General features: G+C 42.9%; 13 protein-coding genes. 6 read left to right on the top strand and 7 right to left on the bottom strand.

Going from position 1 to position 13,800, the window contains the following annotated elements:
• Positions 1-63 precede the first annotated feature (63 nt).
• Positions 64-1,596 (bottom strand): GGDEF domain-containing protein, encoded by a 1,533-nt coding sequence (locus OFY17_RS02170; protein ID WP_263529054.1) that lies wholly within the window; start codon positions 1,594-1,596, stop codon positions 64-66.
• A 14-nt stretch (positions 1,597-1,610) separates the two neighbouring features.
• On the bottom strand, positions 1,611-2,231 hold the full coding sequence (locus OFY17_RS02165; RefSeq protein WP_263529053.1) for a thiol:disulfide interchange protein DsbA/DsbL: 621 nt from the start codon (positions 2,229-2,231) through the stop codon (positions 1,611-1,613).
• Between the two features lie 273 nt (positions 2,232-2,504).
• Here OFY17_RS02165 and yihA point away from each other — a divergent pair, with 273 nt between their 5' ends.
• Entirely contained in the window at positions 2,505-3,149 is a 645-nt protein-coding gene (gene yihA, locus OFY17_RS02160; protein WP_263529052.1) for a ribosome biogenesis GTP-binding protein YihA/YsxC, read from the top strand.
• Between the two features lie 353 nt (positions 3,150-3,502).
• On the opposite strand, the gene gshA is transcribed toward yihA, so the two are convergent.
• The 4 genes from gshA to hisB all read right to left on the bottom strand — a co-directional run bounded on the left by gshA (position 3,503) and on the right by hisB (position 7,411).
• A complete protein-coding gene (gshA, locus tag OFY17_RS02155; protein WP_263529051.1) occupies positions 3,503-5,092 on the bottom strand; it encodes a glutamate--cysteine ligase in 1,590 nt (529 codons plus the stop codon).
• 237 nt (positions 5,093-5,329) lie between these two features.
• A complete protein-coding gene (gene hisF / locus OFY17_RS02150) occupies positions 5,330-6,103 on the bottom strand; it encodes an imidazole glycerol phosphate synthase subunit HisF (RefSeq protein ID WP_263529050.1) in 774 nt (257 codons plus the stop codon).
• A gap of 39 nt (positions 6,104-6,142) precedes the next feature.
• Positions 6,143-6,805, bottom strand: coding sequence for an imidazole glycerol phosphate synthase subunit HisH (gene hisH, locus OFY17_RS02145; protein ID WP_263529049.1), 663 nt, complete (start codon positions 6,803-6,805; stop codon positions 6,143-6,145).
• Positions 6,806-6,817: 12 nt separating this feature from the next.
• The gene (hisB, locus tag OFY17_RS02140; RefSeq protein ID WP_263529048.1) at positions 6,818-7,411 is read right to left on the bottom strand and encodes an imidazoleglycerol-phosphate dehydratase HisB; all 594 of its coding nucleotides are present in this window, start codon (positions 7,409-7,411) and stop codon (positions 6,818-6,820) included.
• 218 nt (positions 7,412-7,629) lie between these two features.
• On the opposite strand from hisB, the gene OFY17_RS02135 reads away from it, so the two are divergent.
• The 4 genes from OFY17_RS02135 to OFY17_RS02120 all read left to right on the top strand — a co-directional run bounded on the left by OFY17_RS02135 (position 7,630) and on the right by OFY17_RS02120 (position 12,559).
• Positions 7,630-9,891: an AsmA family protein gene (locus tag OFY17_RS02135; protein ID WP_263529047.1), complete on the top strand. Its 2,262-nt coding sequence runs from the start codon at positions 7,630-7,632 to the stop codon at positions 9,889-9,891.
• A gap of 28 nt (positions 9,892-9,919) precedes the next feature.
• Positions 9,920-10,972 carry an A/G-specific adenine glycosylase gene (gene mutY / locus OFY17_RS02130; RefSeq protein WP_263529046.1) on the top strand — a complete coding sequence of 351 codons (1,053 nt, stop codon included), beginning with the start codon at positions 9,920-9,922 and terminating at the stop codon, positions 10,970-10,972.
• 17 nt (positions 10,973-10,989) lie between these two features.
• Positions 10,990-12,177, top strand: coding sequence for a chromate efflux transporter (gene chrA, locus OFY17_RS02125; RefSeq protein ID WP_263529045.1), 1,188 nt, complete (start codon positions 10,990-10,992; stop codon positions 12,175-12,177).
• A 97-nt stretch (positions 12,178-12,274) separates the two neighbouring features.
• Entirely contained in the window at positions 12,275-12,559 is a 285-nt protein-coding gene (locus OFY17_RS02120) for an oxidative damage protection protein (protein ID WP_263529044.1), read from the top strand.
• Positions 12,560-12,642: 83 nt separating this feature from the next.
• Here the strand turns inward: OFY17_RS02120 and OFY17_RS02115 are convergent, their stop codons facing one another.
• Entirely contained in the window at positions 12,643-13,068 is a 426-nt protein-coding gene (locus OFY17_RS02115) for a flagellar basal body-associated FliL family protein (RefSeq protein ID WP_263529043.1), read from the bottom strand.
• A 151-nt stretch (positions 13,069-13,219) separates the two neighbouring features.
• Between OFY17_RS02115 and OFY17_RS02110 the strand changes: the two genes are divergently transcribed.
• Positions 13,220-13,729: a disulfide bond formation protein B gene (locus OFY17_RS02110; RefSeq protein WP_263529042.1), complete on the top strand. Its 510-nt coding sequence runs from the start codon at positions 13,220-13,222 to the stop codon at positions 13,727-13,729.
• Positions 13,730-13,800 lie beyond the last annotated feature (71 nt).

The following is a 13,800-nucleotide window of genomic DNA, read 5'->3' as shown; positions in this document are numbered from 1 at the left end:
TGTATTCTAAATAATCGATATTGTAACCGTGACGGCTGAGAACGCATACAGATTTCTATTGGATTATTTGTCTAGCATGACCCTATTACGACCAGACTCTTTGGCTGAGTATAAGAGCTTATCGGCACGGAAAAATAATGACTCAGGATCTTCTGCTGGGCTCAGTTCTGCGACACCAATCGAAATAGAAATCGAAACCGGTTTACCTTGCATATTAAAAGGTGTCTTCTCTACGGCACGACGAATGTCTTCGGCTCGTTGTGCTGCTTGCGCGGCATTCGTATTGGGGAAAATAATGACGAACTCTTCACCACCGTAACGGAAAATCGAATCTTCTTTTGCTAAAGTACTTTGGATTTGTTTTGGTACGAGGCGCAACACTTTGTCTCCAGCCAAATGCCCCCAAGTGTCATTTACGCGTTTAAAGTGGTCAATGTCACATACAGCTAAGCATAAAGGCTGTTTGCTTTGGTGTGATTTCTTACAGAGAGTGGAGACTGCATCTTGATATGCCATGCGGTTAGGTAGCTCTGTGAGTGAATCCGTAATGGCTTGCGCAAGCTTTTCTTGGAGCATGGAGCGTAATGAGGTGGTGTCTTTCTCCATACGCGTCACTTTATTTTTTAAAGAAGCAATAGAAGAGTTGGCTTGCTTTTCTTGCTCTTCCATTTGTGTTTTGTGCTCTTCCATAGTTTGGGAGATAGTTGTTAAGCGTTCACCGATAAGTGTTTTTAAACTGTCTAGGTTATTGGCACCTTGGACAGCATTGTTCGTATCAGAAACTTGCTCTTGCAAAGTGGTATTAAAACCTTCCCGGCTCTGTGAAAGTGTTTTTTGTGATTGATAACTATCCGTAATCGAAGAGTTGATACTCGAAAGCTGTTTGTTTAACTGGTTTAAATAATTGGTTAGGTTTTCTTCTGTTTTCCCTATGATGATCATGATGTAGTGAATCACATCATCTAGCAGATCTGGCAGTTGCTCTAAATTATCATTATTGCGTAATGCAGCTTTCAGCTTGGCGAGGCCATCATCATGGTGGCTGGGTAGTTGTAGGTTACTCATTAGGCCTGAGAGTTTATTGCTGATCTCTGCGAGAATTTGCTGGTTATTTTGGGCGTTCCTATCTTCTTCTCTGCGGTTAAAGATACGCTTGATAACTGAGTCTTTATTTGTGTCTTGCGCAGCTTCGGTCGCTGTTAACGAATTTTTTGTTAAAGATAAAAACGCTATCAGTAAGGTGGGCCATTGGGCTGGTGTCTGCCAGTGTTTGCGTAAAGACGACTCAAACTGTCGTTTTTCTTGTTTAGGAATGCTTGCTGAATCGTTTTGCTCCAATAAACTCACTAACTCATGGAACACCTTTCGTACGGCTTTTGCTCGCTTCAGCTGAACCTCTTCACTGTTTAAAAAAAGAGGCTCTGCTTTATTAAATACTTTGAGTATTTCTTCAGCGTTTTCGCCCTTAGTGGTTGCTTGGCGAATCTCACGAAGAGCGGAATCAAGCTTAGGATCACTACCTTCTGCAATGATACTGGTGCGAGAAATGATTTTTCGAAGAATTTCTATCAGTTTTACGCTGGATGATTCCGCCATAGTTTTTTAGCCTTTTACTTTTGTCGTTCCTTCTCAATTAAGAAATCGACGACTTTATAAATGTTTGCGTTACCTTTTGCGGTTTGCGCAGTTACTAAGTATTTACCATTTACAATCAACCCTGGAACGCCTCGTGCACCATAAGCGCGTATCTTAGCGTCTGCTTGAGTTAAACGGCTGTTCACCGTAAACGAGTTGTAATGCTTACGGAACTCATCTTCGTTAACACCATATTTAGCAAAGAAAGCCGCTAAATCTTCTTCAGAGTTTAGACTGCGTTTTTCGACATGAATAGTGTGAAAAATATCATCACGCATCTTTGATTCTATGCCTAGTAAATCTGCCACATAGTAGGCTTTTGCGTGGGCTAACCAATTACGACCAAAAACGGCTGGTAAGAACTTGAAGTCAACATCGTCAGCGATGGTTTTTTCCCAAGCATGGGTAATAGGTTCAAGTTGATAACAATGTGGGCAGCCATACCAAAAAATTTCAGTTACTTCGATTTTGCTAGGGTCAGCGGTACGAACTGGATTTTTGATAGTGGTGTAACCATTGCCATCGCTAAACTCTGCTGCGTTGACTGGCACAGTAAGGAAAAGAGAAAAGATAAAGGCTGAAAACAGCTTGATCATGGGGGTGCTCCTAATTTAATTTGCTCAATAATTCGTACAACGTACACAATATAACTGGATACTATGAGCGCATGGAACGTATTAAGTTCTATCTAAGTGACTAGTTTACATAAAATTTACGACGAATGGTCCACTATCTGAAATTTTCTCTTTGAAGTCGTCTTTCAATACTCTTATCGCTTTAGATGAACATAGAAAATTCATCCACTTTCTGGCATTATAGTAGTTCTGAAATTAATGCCAATTGCCCACCTAATTAGACGATACCTGCTTATGACTCCCTATGATTCTATTTTCCAATCCGCACACTTTATTAAGAGTGCCGAAAAGCTTTCTCAATGCCCTTTAGATCAAGGTGTTGAAGTCGCATTTGCAGGGCGCTCTAATGCCGGTAAATCTACCGCATTGAACACACTAACCAATCAACGTAAGTTGGCGCGAACCTCAAAAACACCAGGTCGTACTCAGTTGATTAACTGTTTTGGCTTAAATTTGGATGATAGGCGCTTAATTGACCTGCCAGGTTACGGTTTTGCAAAAGTGCCAATTGAGATGAAAAAAGTTTGGCAAGCTCATATGCAAGATTATCTAATGAATCGACGTTCATTAGCTGGTGTAGTATTGGTAATGGACATACGCCACCCATTAAAAGAGTTTGATGAAATGATGTTGGATTGGGCAAAGTCTAACAACATGAAGGTGCATGTATTGCTTACTAAATCCGATAAGCTCAAGCGTGGTCCTGCTAAATCGACACAACTTTCTGTAAAACAGACCTTAAAGAAACAGGGTGTTGATGGTTCTGTACAAACATTTTCTGCATTGAATGGCGATGGTGTTGAAGAGTTGCGAATTAAGCTAGCGGAATGGCTAGTGTTTGATAATCTAGATAGTATCCCATTGTCGCCCAACGCTTAAGGAAGGTGCGAATAAGTCTTCTGAGCTTCAGTCTTATCAGAGAAACGGCCTATCAAGGCAAGAGTGAGCAGGAATGTTAATACCTTTCAATCACTTTTAACACAGAGAGGTCATTTCTCTGAAAGACCCGAAGGGCGTGTACTAAACTCTTTTTATTCTTTGTTAAGCTTCTTGCCAATATGTTCAATATTGGACGGCGAAACTTGCCTCGAATAATAAAGGTTTATCCACACGCTGAAGCCAGTGGGCTTGTTCGTACCTTCCTTCATTTCTGTGTGATATAGAAAAGTTAAAAAAGCCCTTGAATATCTAGTATTTAAGGGCTTTGTTATTTGTTGCTTCTTGCGTTTTAACTATTGCTGTTTTAAGTAATGATTTAAGAAGTCATCAAAGTTTATTTCATCATGGGCTTCTATCTCTTTCTGTTCTGCTAATGAACGTTTAGCTTTGTCAGCGAAGCGGCTTAGTAAATCGTCAGAAATAGGCTTGGATAGCCATTTATCTTGCTGTTGGTTAGAGAGTGCTAGCATGGCAGTTTGATAGCCACCTTTCTCTTGGCACAGATTTAGTAAGGATGCTGATGGTAGGCTACCGTCAGTGAGCTTTTTGCTCTGTAATGCAACGGCTTCTTTATAGGCTGGGTTGCCAGTTAATTTTGATAGCACCTCGGCAACTTCGGCAAGCTCAGTTAATAGGCGTTCTGTTTGGCTTCTTAGTGCGATTGGCCCTTGTCCGAAATTAAATTCTCTTGCTAAATCTTGACCGTGCTCGGCGATATCCTGCTGAGTGAGGCGTAATTGATGACACTCTTCGCTACTGAGTTTTTTATCACTGTGTAGCATGCAATAGAGTAGGAAGGTATCGATAAAGTAGAGTGTCGAAGCTTGCATGCCAATTGGCGAGCTTGGGTCTAAGTCCATGATACGAACTTCTATATACTCAATGCCTCGTTCTTTAAGAGCTGTACTTGGGTGCTCTCCTGACTTTGCGACACGCTTTGGTCTAATATCGCTATAGTACTCATTCTCTATTTGTAGCAAATTGGTATTGAGCTGACGGTATTCCCCATCCACTTTAGTACCTATGTCTTGGTATGCCGGGTAAGGAGTCTGAAGTGCTTTTTTGATCGTGCTAATGTATGTACCGACTTCGTTATAGCAAACATACAAATCGGCTTGGGCTTTGTTTTGATAGCCCAAATCACTCATGCGTAATGAAGTGGCTTGGGAGCCAAACCAAGTGTGATCTTGTAATGTATCAAGAGTAGCTGGTTTGTTTGTTAAAAAGCTTTGGTCGACCGCTGGTGAGGCGCCAAATAATAAAGATAGCACCCAAGAATTACGGCGAAAGTTTCTGATTAGGGCAAAGTAGTGATCGGATTGGAAGTCCTGTTTTTGCTGAGGTGATAGCCCGTGTTTGTCTTTATAAGCTTCAAAGAATTGCCAAAACTCGCTATCAAATGAGAAATTATAATGCATGCCGGCAATGCACTGCATAATGCGACCGTATCGATTAGACAAACCTTCTCGGTAAACACGTTTTAACTTGCCTGTATTAGACTCGCCATAATAGGCAATAGGCACATCTTCATTACCTGAAAGGTAACAAGGCATACTGGATGGCCATAAGCTTTCGTTTTGCTTTGCAAGCTCATGCTGCACAACCTGATGAATGCTTTCTAACTCGTCAGTTACACCTTCGACACTAGGATGAACCCCAGTAATAAACTCCATCAAGGACTCAGAGTAATCCGTGGTGATCGAGTTGTGTGTTAATGCAGAGCCTAGACTGGATGGGTGAGGTTCGTGAGATATGCGTCCAGTGTCTTTTTTGACACGTAATGCCTCTCGCTCGACGCCACGGTGGAAAGTAACACCTGAAAGAGATTGGTTGTCTTTACAGTAAGTAGCCAGTGCTTCTAATGCATGAGTTAGAGTGCTCAAGGAATGGGTCCTTATGAATAACAAAGCAAGCAGTTAAGAATGAAAGAGCTTTGATTAAAAAAATAGAATGGTCGGATTGTACGCGCCCGAAGGGATTTACAGCAAGAGGAAGAGATCGAATACTCATTGATTACTTAATCTTATGGCTTGTGATCGATTGCCAATTTGTGAATTTTGGGCAAAAAAATAGCCGCTAACGAGCGGCTATTTTTAGTGTAAGTAATGTGCTTGTTCAGCTTAAAGGCGCATCTCAATACCTGCATCTGTCATACGTTGCTTAGCTTCTTCAATGCTGTATTCCCCAAAGTGGAAAATACTCGCAGCAAGTACGGCATCTGCCTTACCCTTAGTGACACCTTCTACTAGGTGATCTAAATTGCCCACACCGCCAGAAGCAATGACAGGAACATGAACTGCTTCACTAATAGCGCGTGTAACACCTAGGTCAAAGCCGTTTTTCGTGCCGTCACGATCCATACTGGTTAATAAAATTTCTCCAGCACCGTACTCAACCATTTTCTTCGCCCATTCAACTGCATCTAAGCCTGTTGGTTTACGGCCACCATGGGTGAAAATTTCCCATTTGTCTGCCTCACCTTCCGCGCTGACTTTCTTAGCATCAATGGCAACAACGATACATTGAGAACCAAATCGTTGCGCAGCTTCACGGACAAACTCAGGGTTAAATACTGCAGCCGTGTTGATCCCCACTTTATCCGCCCCTGCATTCAGCATGCGACGAATATCGTCACACGTGCGAATGCCACCACCGACAGTGAGAGGGATAAATACTTGGCTGGCAATGGCTTCCACCATATGTACGGTTGTCGCTCTATCATCTGAGCTAGCGGTGATATCAAGGAAGGTGATTTCGTCAGCACCTTGTTCGTTGTAGCGTTTTGCTACTTCTACAGGGTCACCTGCATCACGAATATCAACAAATTGTACGCCTTTTACTACGCGGCCGTTATCCACATCAAGACAAGGGATAATGCGTTTTGCTAAGCCCATAAGTGGCTCCTAAATACTAACAATCAGTTCTTATTGAACTCAGGGTTTGCCATCCCACTGGATGAAGTTTTTATAAAGTTGTAGACCGTCTTTATGGCTTTTTTCTGGGTGGAACTGCACGGCAAATACGTTATCGCGAGCCAGTGCGACACAGAAGTCCAAACCATAGTTACAGGTGCCAGCGACTTCACCTTTGTTCTCCGGAACAACATAAAAACTGTGCACAAAGTAGAAGCGTGCGTTGTCTTCAATGTTTGCCCAAAGAGGGTGATTAATCACCTGTTTCACTTGGTTCCAGCCCATGTGAGGCACTTTAAGTTTACTGCCGTTATGGTCTTTGTGATCTTCGCCAAAGAATAGAGCATTGCCTTGGAAGTGATTTAAGCAGTCAACCCCACCATTCTCTTCACTGTGAGACATTAAAGACTGGATACCAACACAGATCGCTAAGAATGGTTTTTCTGCCATAGCCTTACGAATACTAGGAACCAACCCAGCATTGTACATTTCACCGATGCAGTCGCGTATTGCACCAACGCCGGGTAAAAGTACTCGATCGGCTTGGTCTATGGCTTTTGGATCGCTGGTAACAACAACCTTGGTGTTTTCATCTGCAACGTGTTCAAGCGCTTTGGCAACAGAGTGCAAGTTGCCCATACCGTAGTCGATAACGGCAACTGTCGATTTTTTTATTTCGCTCATACTACTAGAGTCCTACAAACAACCTTTTGTTGATGGCATTTGTCCAGCCATTCTCTCGTCCACTTCCAGCGCCATACGAAGTGCGCGACCAAATGCTTTGAAGATGGTCTCCGCTTGGTGATGAGTGTTTTTGCCACGAAGGTTATCAAGGTGCAATGTCACCTTGGCGTGGTTTATGAAACCGTGGAAGAACTCAGAAAATAGGTCCACATCAAATCCACCAACAGAAGCGCGAGTAAAAGGTACGTGCATTTCAAGACCTGGACGGCCAGAAAAGTCGATCACCACGCGAGACAAGGCTTCATCTAATGGAACATAAGCATGGCCATAACGTTTGATGCCTTTTTTGTCGCCTACAGCTTCATCGAAGGCTTGGCCGAGCGTGATACCCAAATCTTCAACAGTGTGATGGGCGTCTATGTGGAGGTCGCCAACCGCATGAATGTCTAAGTCAATTAAACCGTGACGAGATACTTGCTCAAGCATGTGATCCAAGAAAGGAACACCTGTAAAGCAGTTAAATTTGCCAGTACCGTCTAGGTTGATTGATACTTTGATCTGAGTTTCAAGCGTATTACGCTCTACACTAGCAATGCGATCGGACATTGGTTGTTTTCTCCACAGTGTTGGTGACGTTATTCGTCACTTTAAATACGATATAAGCTGCCTATTATAGAACGAGGGCGCCCCAGCGGCTATGCCTTATCTAGGTGTTTTTTCATTGTGCTTACCTATTGCATCGATAATCCTTGCCTACCACTGGTATAATGCGTTTTTTACCTTGTTTTAAAGGCTTTTGGTGTTTCATATTTAGGGAGATCAGTATGGTTTGGATAAAGCGATTCTCATTATTAGTTGCAGCAGTCTTAGCTGTTTTAGTGATTCTGCTTGCTTATGTCGCCTTGTTATTAAATCCAAATGATTTTAAAGACGAACTAACCTCGATAGTGCGTGATAAAGCAAAAGTTGAACTGCGCTTTGATGGTGATATTAAATGGTCTTTTTATCCTTGGCTTGGTCTCGAGCTGGATAACCTTGGTATGGCAATAGAGGGTGATAGTGAATTACTGCGCTTTGATCGTGCCGAATTTGGCCTTGCCTTAATGCCTTTGTTGCAACAGAAAATTCAAGTGAACAAAGTGAAATTGGTCAACCTTACGGCTGACTTATCCATCGATCAAGAAGGTAAAGGGAACTGGCAGTTTGCCGAACAAACTTCTACGGCGGCTTCCTCATCAGAAAAGAGTGACGAGGTAGAGTCGCCTATTTTAATGGGGACAACCAAATCCTCTACCCATCAAGACGACACCGCTGAATTTTCCCTGCCGGATGTGAAATTAGAACTACTGCAGATCGAAAACGCTCGTATTAATTATCGTGATTTGCAAACCAATCAACAGGTTAGTGTGGTAATGAACGCACAGGTCGATGATGTTGAGTGGGATAGAATTTGGCCTGTTACCATGGATATCGCATTAACTCAGAGCGACCTTCAAGGCAAAATGCCAATGAACCTAGAGGCTCAATTGAATGCCAATCTATCGGTTTTCCCTGAACGACAGTTTTTCTCTATGGATTCTTTAGTTCTAACGACTAAATTGCAGGCACATGAACTGCCTGTTGAGACGATAGAAAGTAAATTAAAAATCATGAAAGTAGATTTTGATTTACCTCAGGAAAATATGTCGGCGGAAGGGATATCTCTAAGCTCACTGGGTATCAATGTCGACGCGAATCTTCAAGCATATCAAGTGTTAAGCTCGCCGAGCTTTACGGCCAATATCGCAGTAGGTGAGTTCAGCCCAAGACAAGTGATGGAAAGCTTGAGTTTGCCTTTACCTGATATGTCCAGCAAGAGTGTATTGAGCAAAGCACAGGCGAGCCTTGAATTAAATGGTAATGCGCAGCGTCTGACCTTATACCCTGCCACAGTTCAATTTGATGAAACCAAAGTGGACGCTAAAGCCGTATTGGATTTGTCTCCTTTGCGTTGGGATATCCGTGTTGAAGGTGAAAACCTCAATCTGGATAGTTATTTACCTGCTGAGGAAGAGGGCAAGCAGACTCAGTCCGATGCAACGGCCGAATCGCAACCTTCAGCAAATGATGAAGTGGCTGAACTCTTTCCAGTTGAGCTGGTACATTCATTGAATGGTTATGTTGAACTGGCCTTTAAAAACTTGCGAGTCAAGAATTTAGCGATTGACACCATTCAGCTGGTGTCGACACAGAGCCAAGGTGTGGTGAAGGTGTCGCCGCTTATGGCAAACCTTTACGAGGGAAATGTGGAAGCTAAGGTCAATCTGGATGTACGTAGCAACGAACCTGTTATTGATATCGTACCTTCTATAAATGGCATACAAATCCAACCCTTGTTAGTGGACTTTATGGACATGGATAAAATTTCTGGAACGACTCAACTTACCGGTGGTTTGCAAGCCTCGGGCAATAATATAGATGCTTTAATGTCATCGCTAACGGGTGATCTTTTGGTGGACATTAAAGAGGGTGCCCTGGTTGGCATTAACCTGACTAAAACAGTATGTGAAGGCATCTCTTCTGTTCGTAATGAAGAAATTGATAATAGCCGCTTTTCAGATGACACCCCATTTGAAAGTATGAGATTCCCTGCAAACATTGTGAATGGTCAAGTGTCCACTCCGGGGTTAACCGTTCGCTCTGCAGGTGTTCAAGTGACAGGGGACGGCACAGTATCCCTCACAGAATCTAATTTGGATTACCTTGCCCGCGTCGGTTTTTCTGGAAGTGAATTAGACGACGCTTGTCGAGTGAACGATAAGGTCGCAGCACTGACCTTCCCTATTCAATGTAAGGGTGCTTTTGATGATGATCCGTCATCCTTGTGTAGACCTGACTTAAAAGGTTTTGCAGGTTTATTTGCCAATCTTGCTAAAGCCGAATTAAAGCAAAAAGCAGAAGAAGAGAAAGTGCGACTTCAGGCTGAATTGGATGAGAAAATAGCCGAAGAAAAAGCGAGATTGAAAGCGCAACTGGAAGCTAAGCGTCAAGAGGAAGAGGAAGCCTTAAAAGAAAAGCTAAAGAACAAACTGAAAAGTCTCTTTTAACTATTAAATCATGGCGCGACGATAATTTATGCAAGCAGTGGAAAATTTTGCGCCTCGTGTTTTAGCGTGGTTCGACGAATATGGGCGTAAAAACTTGCCTTGGCAGGAGAATAAAACGCCTTATCGAGTGTGGATATCGGAAATCATGTTGCAGCAGACGCAGGTGACAACGGTGATTCCTTACTACCTCAAATTTATGCAGTCCTTCCCTACGGTTGAAGCACTGGCTGCCGCCGACCAAGAGCAAGTATTGGCCCACTGGAGTGGCTTAGGCTATTACGCTAGAGCCAGAAATATGCATAAAGCCGCCCAGATGCTGGTGGATGAAATGGATAGCGAGTTTCCACAAAGTGTGGAAGCCGTGTGTGAATTACCCGGTATCGGGCGCTCCACTGCTGCAGCGATATTATCTATTTCCCGAGGTGTTCAAGCGGCGATTTTAGATGGTAACGTCAAACGAGTCTTGGCACGCTTTCATGCTGTGCCTAAGTGGCCCGGTGAAAAGCAAACCGAAAATGCCATGTGGGATTTGGCGGAAGCTTATATGCCTTCATCGCGCTGCGCCGATTATACGCAAGCTATGATGGACTTGGGTGCGACGCTCTGTACTCGTTCTAAACCACAATGCTTGATTTGTCCTTTAATGGAAGATTGCCAAGCACAGAAAACCCCCGATCCAACACAGTATCCCATTAAAAAGCCTAAGAAAGCGGCAAAGCCTGAAAGGAGTGTGCAACTACTAGTACTGCGTAACTCGCAGCAGCAAATCCTGTTGGAAAAACGACCCCAGACGGGTATTTGGGGTGGTCTATGGAGTTTGCCTGAATTGTCTTCTGATGAATCTATTATTATGCATGTTGAGCAACGTTTTGCTCTTCCTGTTTCGGCTGTAATGCCTTTGTCATCTTTTCGACATACTTTTAGTCATTACCATTTGGATATTAGCCCTAGCTCTGTACAGGTCGGTGAGACTCATCAAGTGATGGAGTCGAGTAAATACCAATGGTTCGATTATCAAGATGCGTTATCGCTCGGGCTCCCTGCTCCAGTGCGAAGTATTTTTGAATCACTAACAGAATAACGTAAAGAGAAAATTGCATGTCAGCCGATAATTCAACTTCCTATGTATCTCGTCTATATCATGTCTTTGTGTCTTTCTTTTTGCTTGGCTGGACGAGCTTTGGTGGGCCAGCGGCGCACCTTGGCTACTTTAACCAAGAGTTTATAAAGGCGAAAAAATGGGCGACGGAATCTCAGTATGCCCAGTGGGTGGCGTTGAGCCAAGTTGTTCCGGGGCCGGGATCGAGTCAAGTAGGCTTTGCGCTTGGTTATCACAGGGCTGGCTTTTTCGGTGGTGTTGCGGCTTTTGTGGGCTTTACCCTGCCGTCATTTATCATCATGGTCGCGTTAGCAATGTTTGGCGCAGCTTGGCAAGGGCATACTCTTTTTGACGGTGTGCTTTATGGACTGAAATTGCTAGCGGTTGTGGTAGTCGCTGATGCTTGCGTTAGTATGTGGCGATCATTCTGCCAGACCAAAGTGATGGCAGCGGTGGCGATTATTGGCGCGGCAAGTATTGTTTTCCTTCCTTTCCCATTTATAAGTCTAATCATATTAGTGTTAGCGGCTTTGTTTGGCCTCACACAAGGTTCAAGCGAACCTTCGGAACATGAACTATTGCCGAGTGTGCCTTTTACAAAAATCATTTTTGCGATCGCACTGATGCTGTTTGTTGCCAGTTTTTTCTTTGATAATGGTTTGGCGGGGATGTTTGCAGACTTTTATAAAGCAGGTGCTCTGGTGTTTGGTGGTGGTCATGTGGTTTTACCTATGCTGTCTGCATTCGTTTCTGATACCGCTTCTAGCTCTGATCTCTTGCTAGGTTATGCCGCAGCGCAAGCGGTCCCCGGCCCAATGTTTACTATGGCAAGCTTTTTAGGAGCAGCAGCTACCCCAGAAGGCAGTAGCATATGGTTATGGGCATTGGTCGGTACGCTAGCTGTTTTTTTACCCGGTTTAATGCTGATGCTGTGCGCTCAGAGTGCGTGGCAGAAATTGGCAAATTACCCTCGTTTCCGTTCCGCTATTAATAGTTTGAATGCCGCCGTTGTTGGAATATTGATCGCGGCTTTATACAGCCCTATTGCAACTTCTAGTTTGTTTAGCGTGTTTGACGTATTAATTGTATTGGCTGGTTTTGCATGGTTGAAGTATAAGCGGCCTTCAATCTTTCTATTAATTCTTGCTTATATTGTGATCGGGGTTGTCTTCGGCTTGTTAGCCTAATGTAATAAATATTATTAGGTTGAAACGGTATCACCTTGATTTATTGCGTTTTGCTGCCATTATGTTCGACATACTTTTTATCTGTTGAGAATGTTTTATGTCCAATACTGTTTTTTGCAAGAAATACCAAAAAGAGCTTGAAGCTTTAGCGCGAGCACCTTTACCTGGTGCTAAAGGGCAAGAGGTTCTTGAGACTGTTTCTAAGCAGGCGTGGCAAGAATGGCAGCTACTGCAGACTATGATGATCAATGAAAAGCAGTTGAACCTGATGCTTCCAGAATCCCGTAAATATGTGATGGAGCAAATGGATAAGTTTTTTAATAACGAAGAAACAGACAAGCTGACCGGCTATGTAAGCCCAGACGATATTACGGAGCTGTAGAGTCGATAAATTTATATACGAGACAATAAAAAAGCGCCCTAGGGCGCTTTTTTATTGTTTTCTTGAAATGAGATAGGCGGCGCTTACTGAGTAATGAAACTAGAAAATAATACGTCTTGAATAGGAGATATTCCTATTTGCTCTTGTAAAGCACTGTTCACAACGCCAACAGATTCTTGTCTGGTTTTTTCTCTTGCTAAAGCGCCTTTCACTTGGTCTTCAGCGCGAGAGCTTAAAAACATAACAAGAGCATCACGGATAATTGGCATGTTATTTTCAATTGTTTCCTGTTGGCTCATGTCTGCACGTACACTGATGCTCGCTTTGATATATCTTAATCGAGAACCTGTACTAATGTGATTCACTACAAAGTCTGGCGTTAATGCAATATAAACTGGGACTGGCGCCATTGCATCATCTTCAGCAGAAGCAATTGAACTGATGAAACACGCAACAATAAACAGGGGTAGCATGAGTATGTTATTTCGAATGGAGGTGATTAATGGCATAGCTGGGTCTCATTTTTAATTCAATACACAGTATACTAACGCTCTATAAAGTAGGTTGTCAGTAGTAAAGTCGCACTTTTTATCCTTTCTATTGTCACATCTTAGCTACTTATTTACTTCTATTTAATAACGAGTTTGGGAATTTTAATTTATGTTTGGTTTTTTTACCGCTCGCCGCTTTCATGGTTTAGTTGCTTTTGCCTCTTTTGCGTTGTTATTAGTGGCTTTTTATATGGAATATCAAATGGGATTAGAGCCATGCCCATTATGTATGTTGCAACGCATTGTTTTTTTTAGTGTTGGTGTTGTGTCTTTATTCTGCGTGATAGCTCGAAATCCATCGATTTTAAAAGTATTAACATGGCTAGTTGCTCTGCTTTCTGCGGTTGGGGCGGCTTTGGCCATTCGTCATCTATATTTGCAGAACATTCCTGCCGATCAGTTACCTGCTTGTTTACCTGGATTAAGTTACATGTTTGAGGTGTTCCCATGGCAAGAAATTATGCAGGCCATGATTATGGGGACGGGAGAATGTGGTGATGTTGTGTGGACCTTGTTTGGTATTAGTATTCCAGGTTGGACCTTGATTGCTTTTCTTTTGATGGCTTCCACAAATATTGTTATTGCGACACGTATTAAGGGCAACTCAGCAAAATTTTAAGGCTCCACATGATATAGGGATTATCTTGCAGGACTTGAAATATGGGAATATGCTTGAATTATACTTAAGAA

The organism is Marinomonas sargassi, from assembly GCF_025716875.1.
Classification (GTDB): Bacteria; Pseudomonadota; Gammaproteobacteria; order Pseudomonadales; family Marinomonadaceae; genus Marinomonas; species Marinomonas sargassi.
Note: the sequence above shows the minus strand (reverse complement) of the source record. Positions and strands in the feature narration are given on the sequence as shown.

Excerpts from the sequence above, each read along its gene's own strand:
- OFY17_RS02120 (WP_263529044.1), top strand. The coding sequence starts at position 12,275 with ATGTCCAATACTGTTTTTTGCAAGAAATACCAAAAAGAGCTTGAAGCT.
- yihA (WP_263529052.1), top strand. The coding sequence starts at position 2,505 with ATGACTCCCTATGATTCTATTTTCCAATCCGCACACTTTATTAAGAGT.
- OFY17_RS02170 (WP_263529054.1), bottom strand. The coding sequence starts at position 1,596 with ATGGCGGAATCATCCAGCGTAAAACTGATAGAAATTCTTCGAAAAATC.
- hisH (WP_263529049.1), bottom strand. The coding sequence starts at position 6,805 with ATGAGCGAAATAAAAAAATCGACAGTTGCCGTTATCGACTACGGTATG.
- mutY (WP_263529046.1), top strand. The coding sequence starts at position 9,920 with ATGCAAGCAGTGGAAAATTTTGCGCCTCGTGTTTTAGCGTGGTTCGAC.
- OFY17_RS02110 (WP_263529042.1), top strand. The coding sequence starts at position 13,220 with ATGTTTGGTTTTTTTACCGCTCGCCGCTTTCATGGTTTAGTTGCTTTT.
- OFY17_RS02135 (WP_263529047.1), top strand. The coding sequence starts at position 7,630 with ATGGTTTGGATAAAGCGATTCTCATTATTAGTTGCAGCAGTCTTAGCT.
- hisF (WP_263529050.1), bottom strand. The coding sequence starts at position 6,103 with ATGGGCTTAGCAAAACGCATTATCCCTTGTCTTGATGTGGATAACGGC.
- hisB (WP_263529048.1), bottom strand. The coding sequence starts at position 7,411 with ATGTCCGATCGCATTGCTAGTGTAGAGCGTAATACGCTTGAAACTCAG.
- OFY17_RS02165 (WP_263529053.1), bottom strand. The coding sequence starts at position 2,231 with ATGATCAAGCTGTTTTCAGCCTTTATCTTTTCTCTTTTCCTTACTGTG.
- OFY17_RS02115 (WP_263529043.1), bottom strand. The coding sequence starts at position 13,068 with ATGCCATTAATCACCTCCATTCGAAATAACATACTCATGCTACCCCTG.
- chrA (WP_263529045.1), top strand. The coding sequence starts at position 10,990 with ATGTCAGCCGATAATTCAACTTCCTATGTATCTCGTCTATATCATGTC.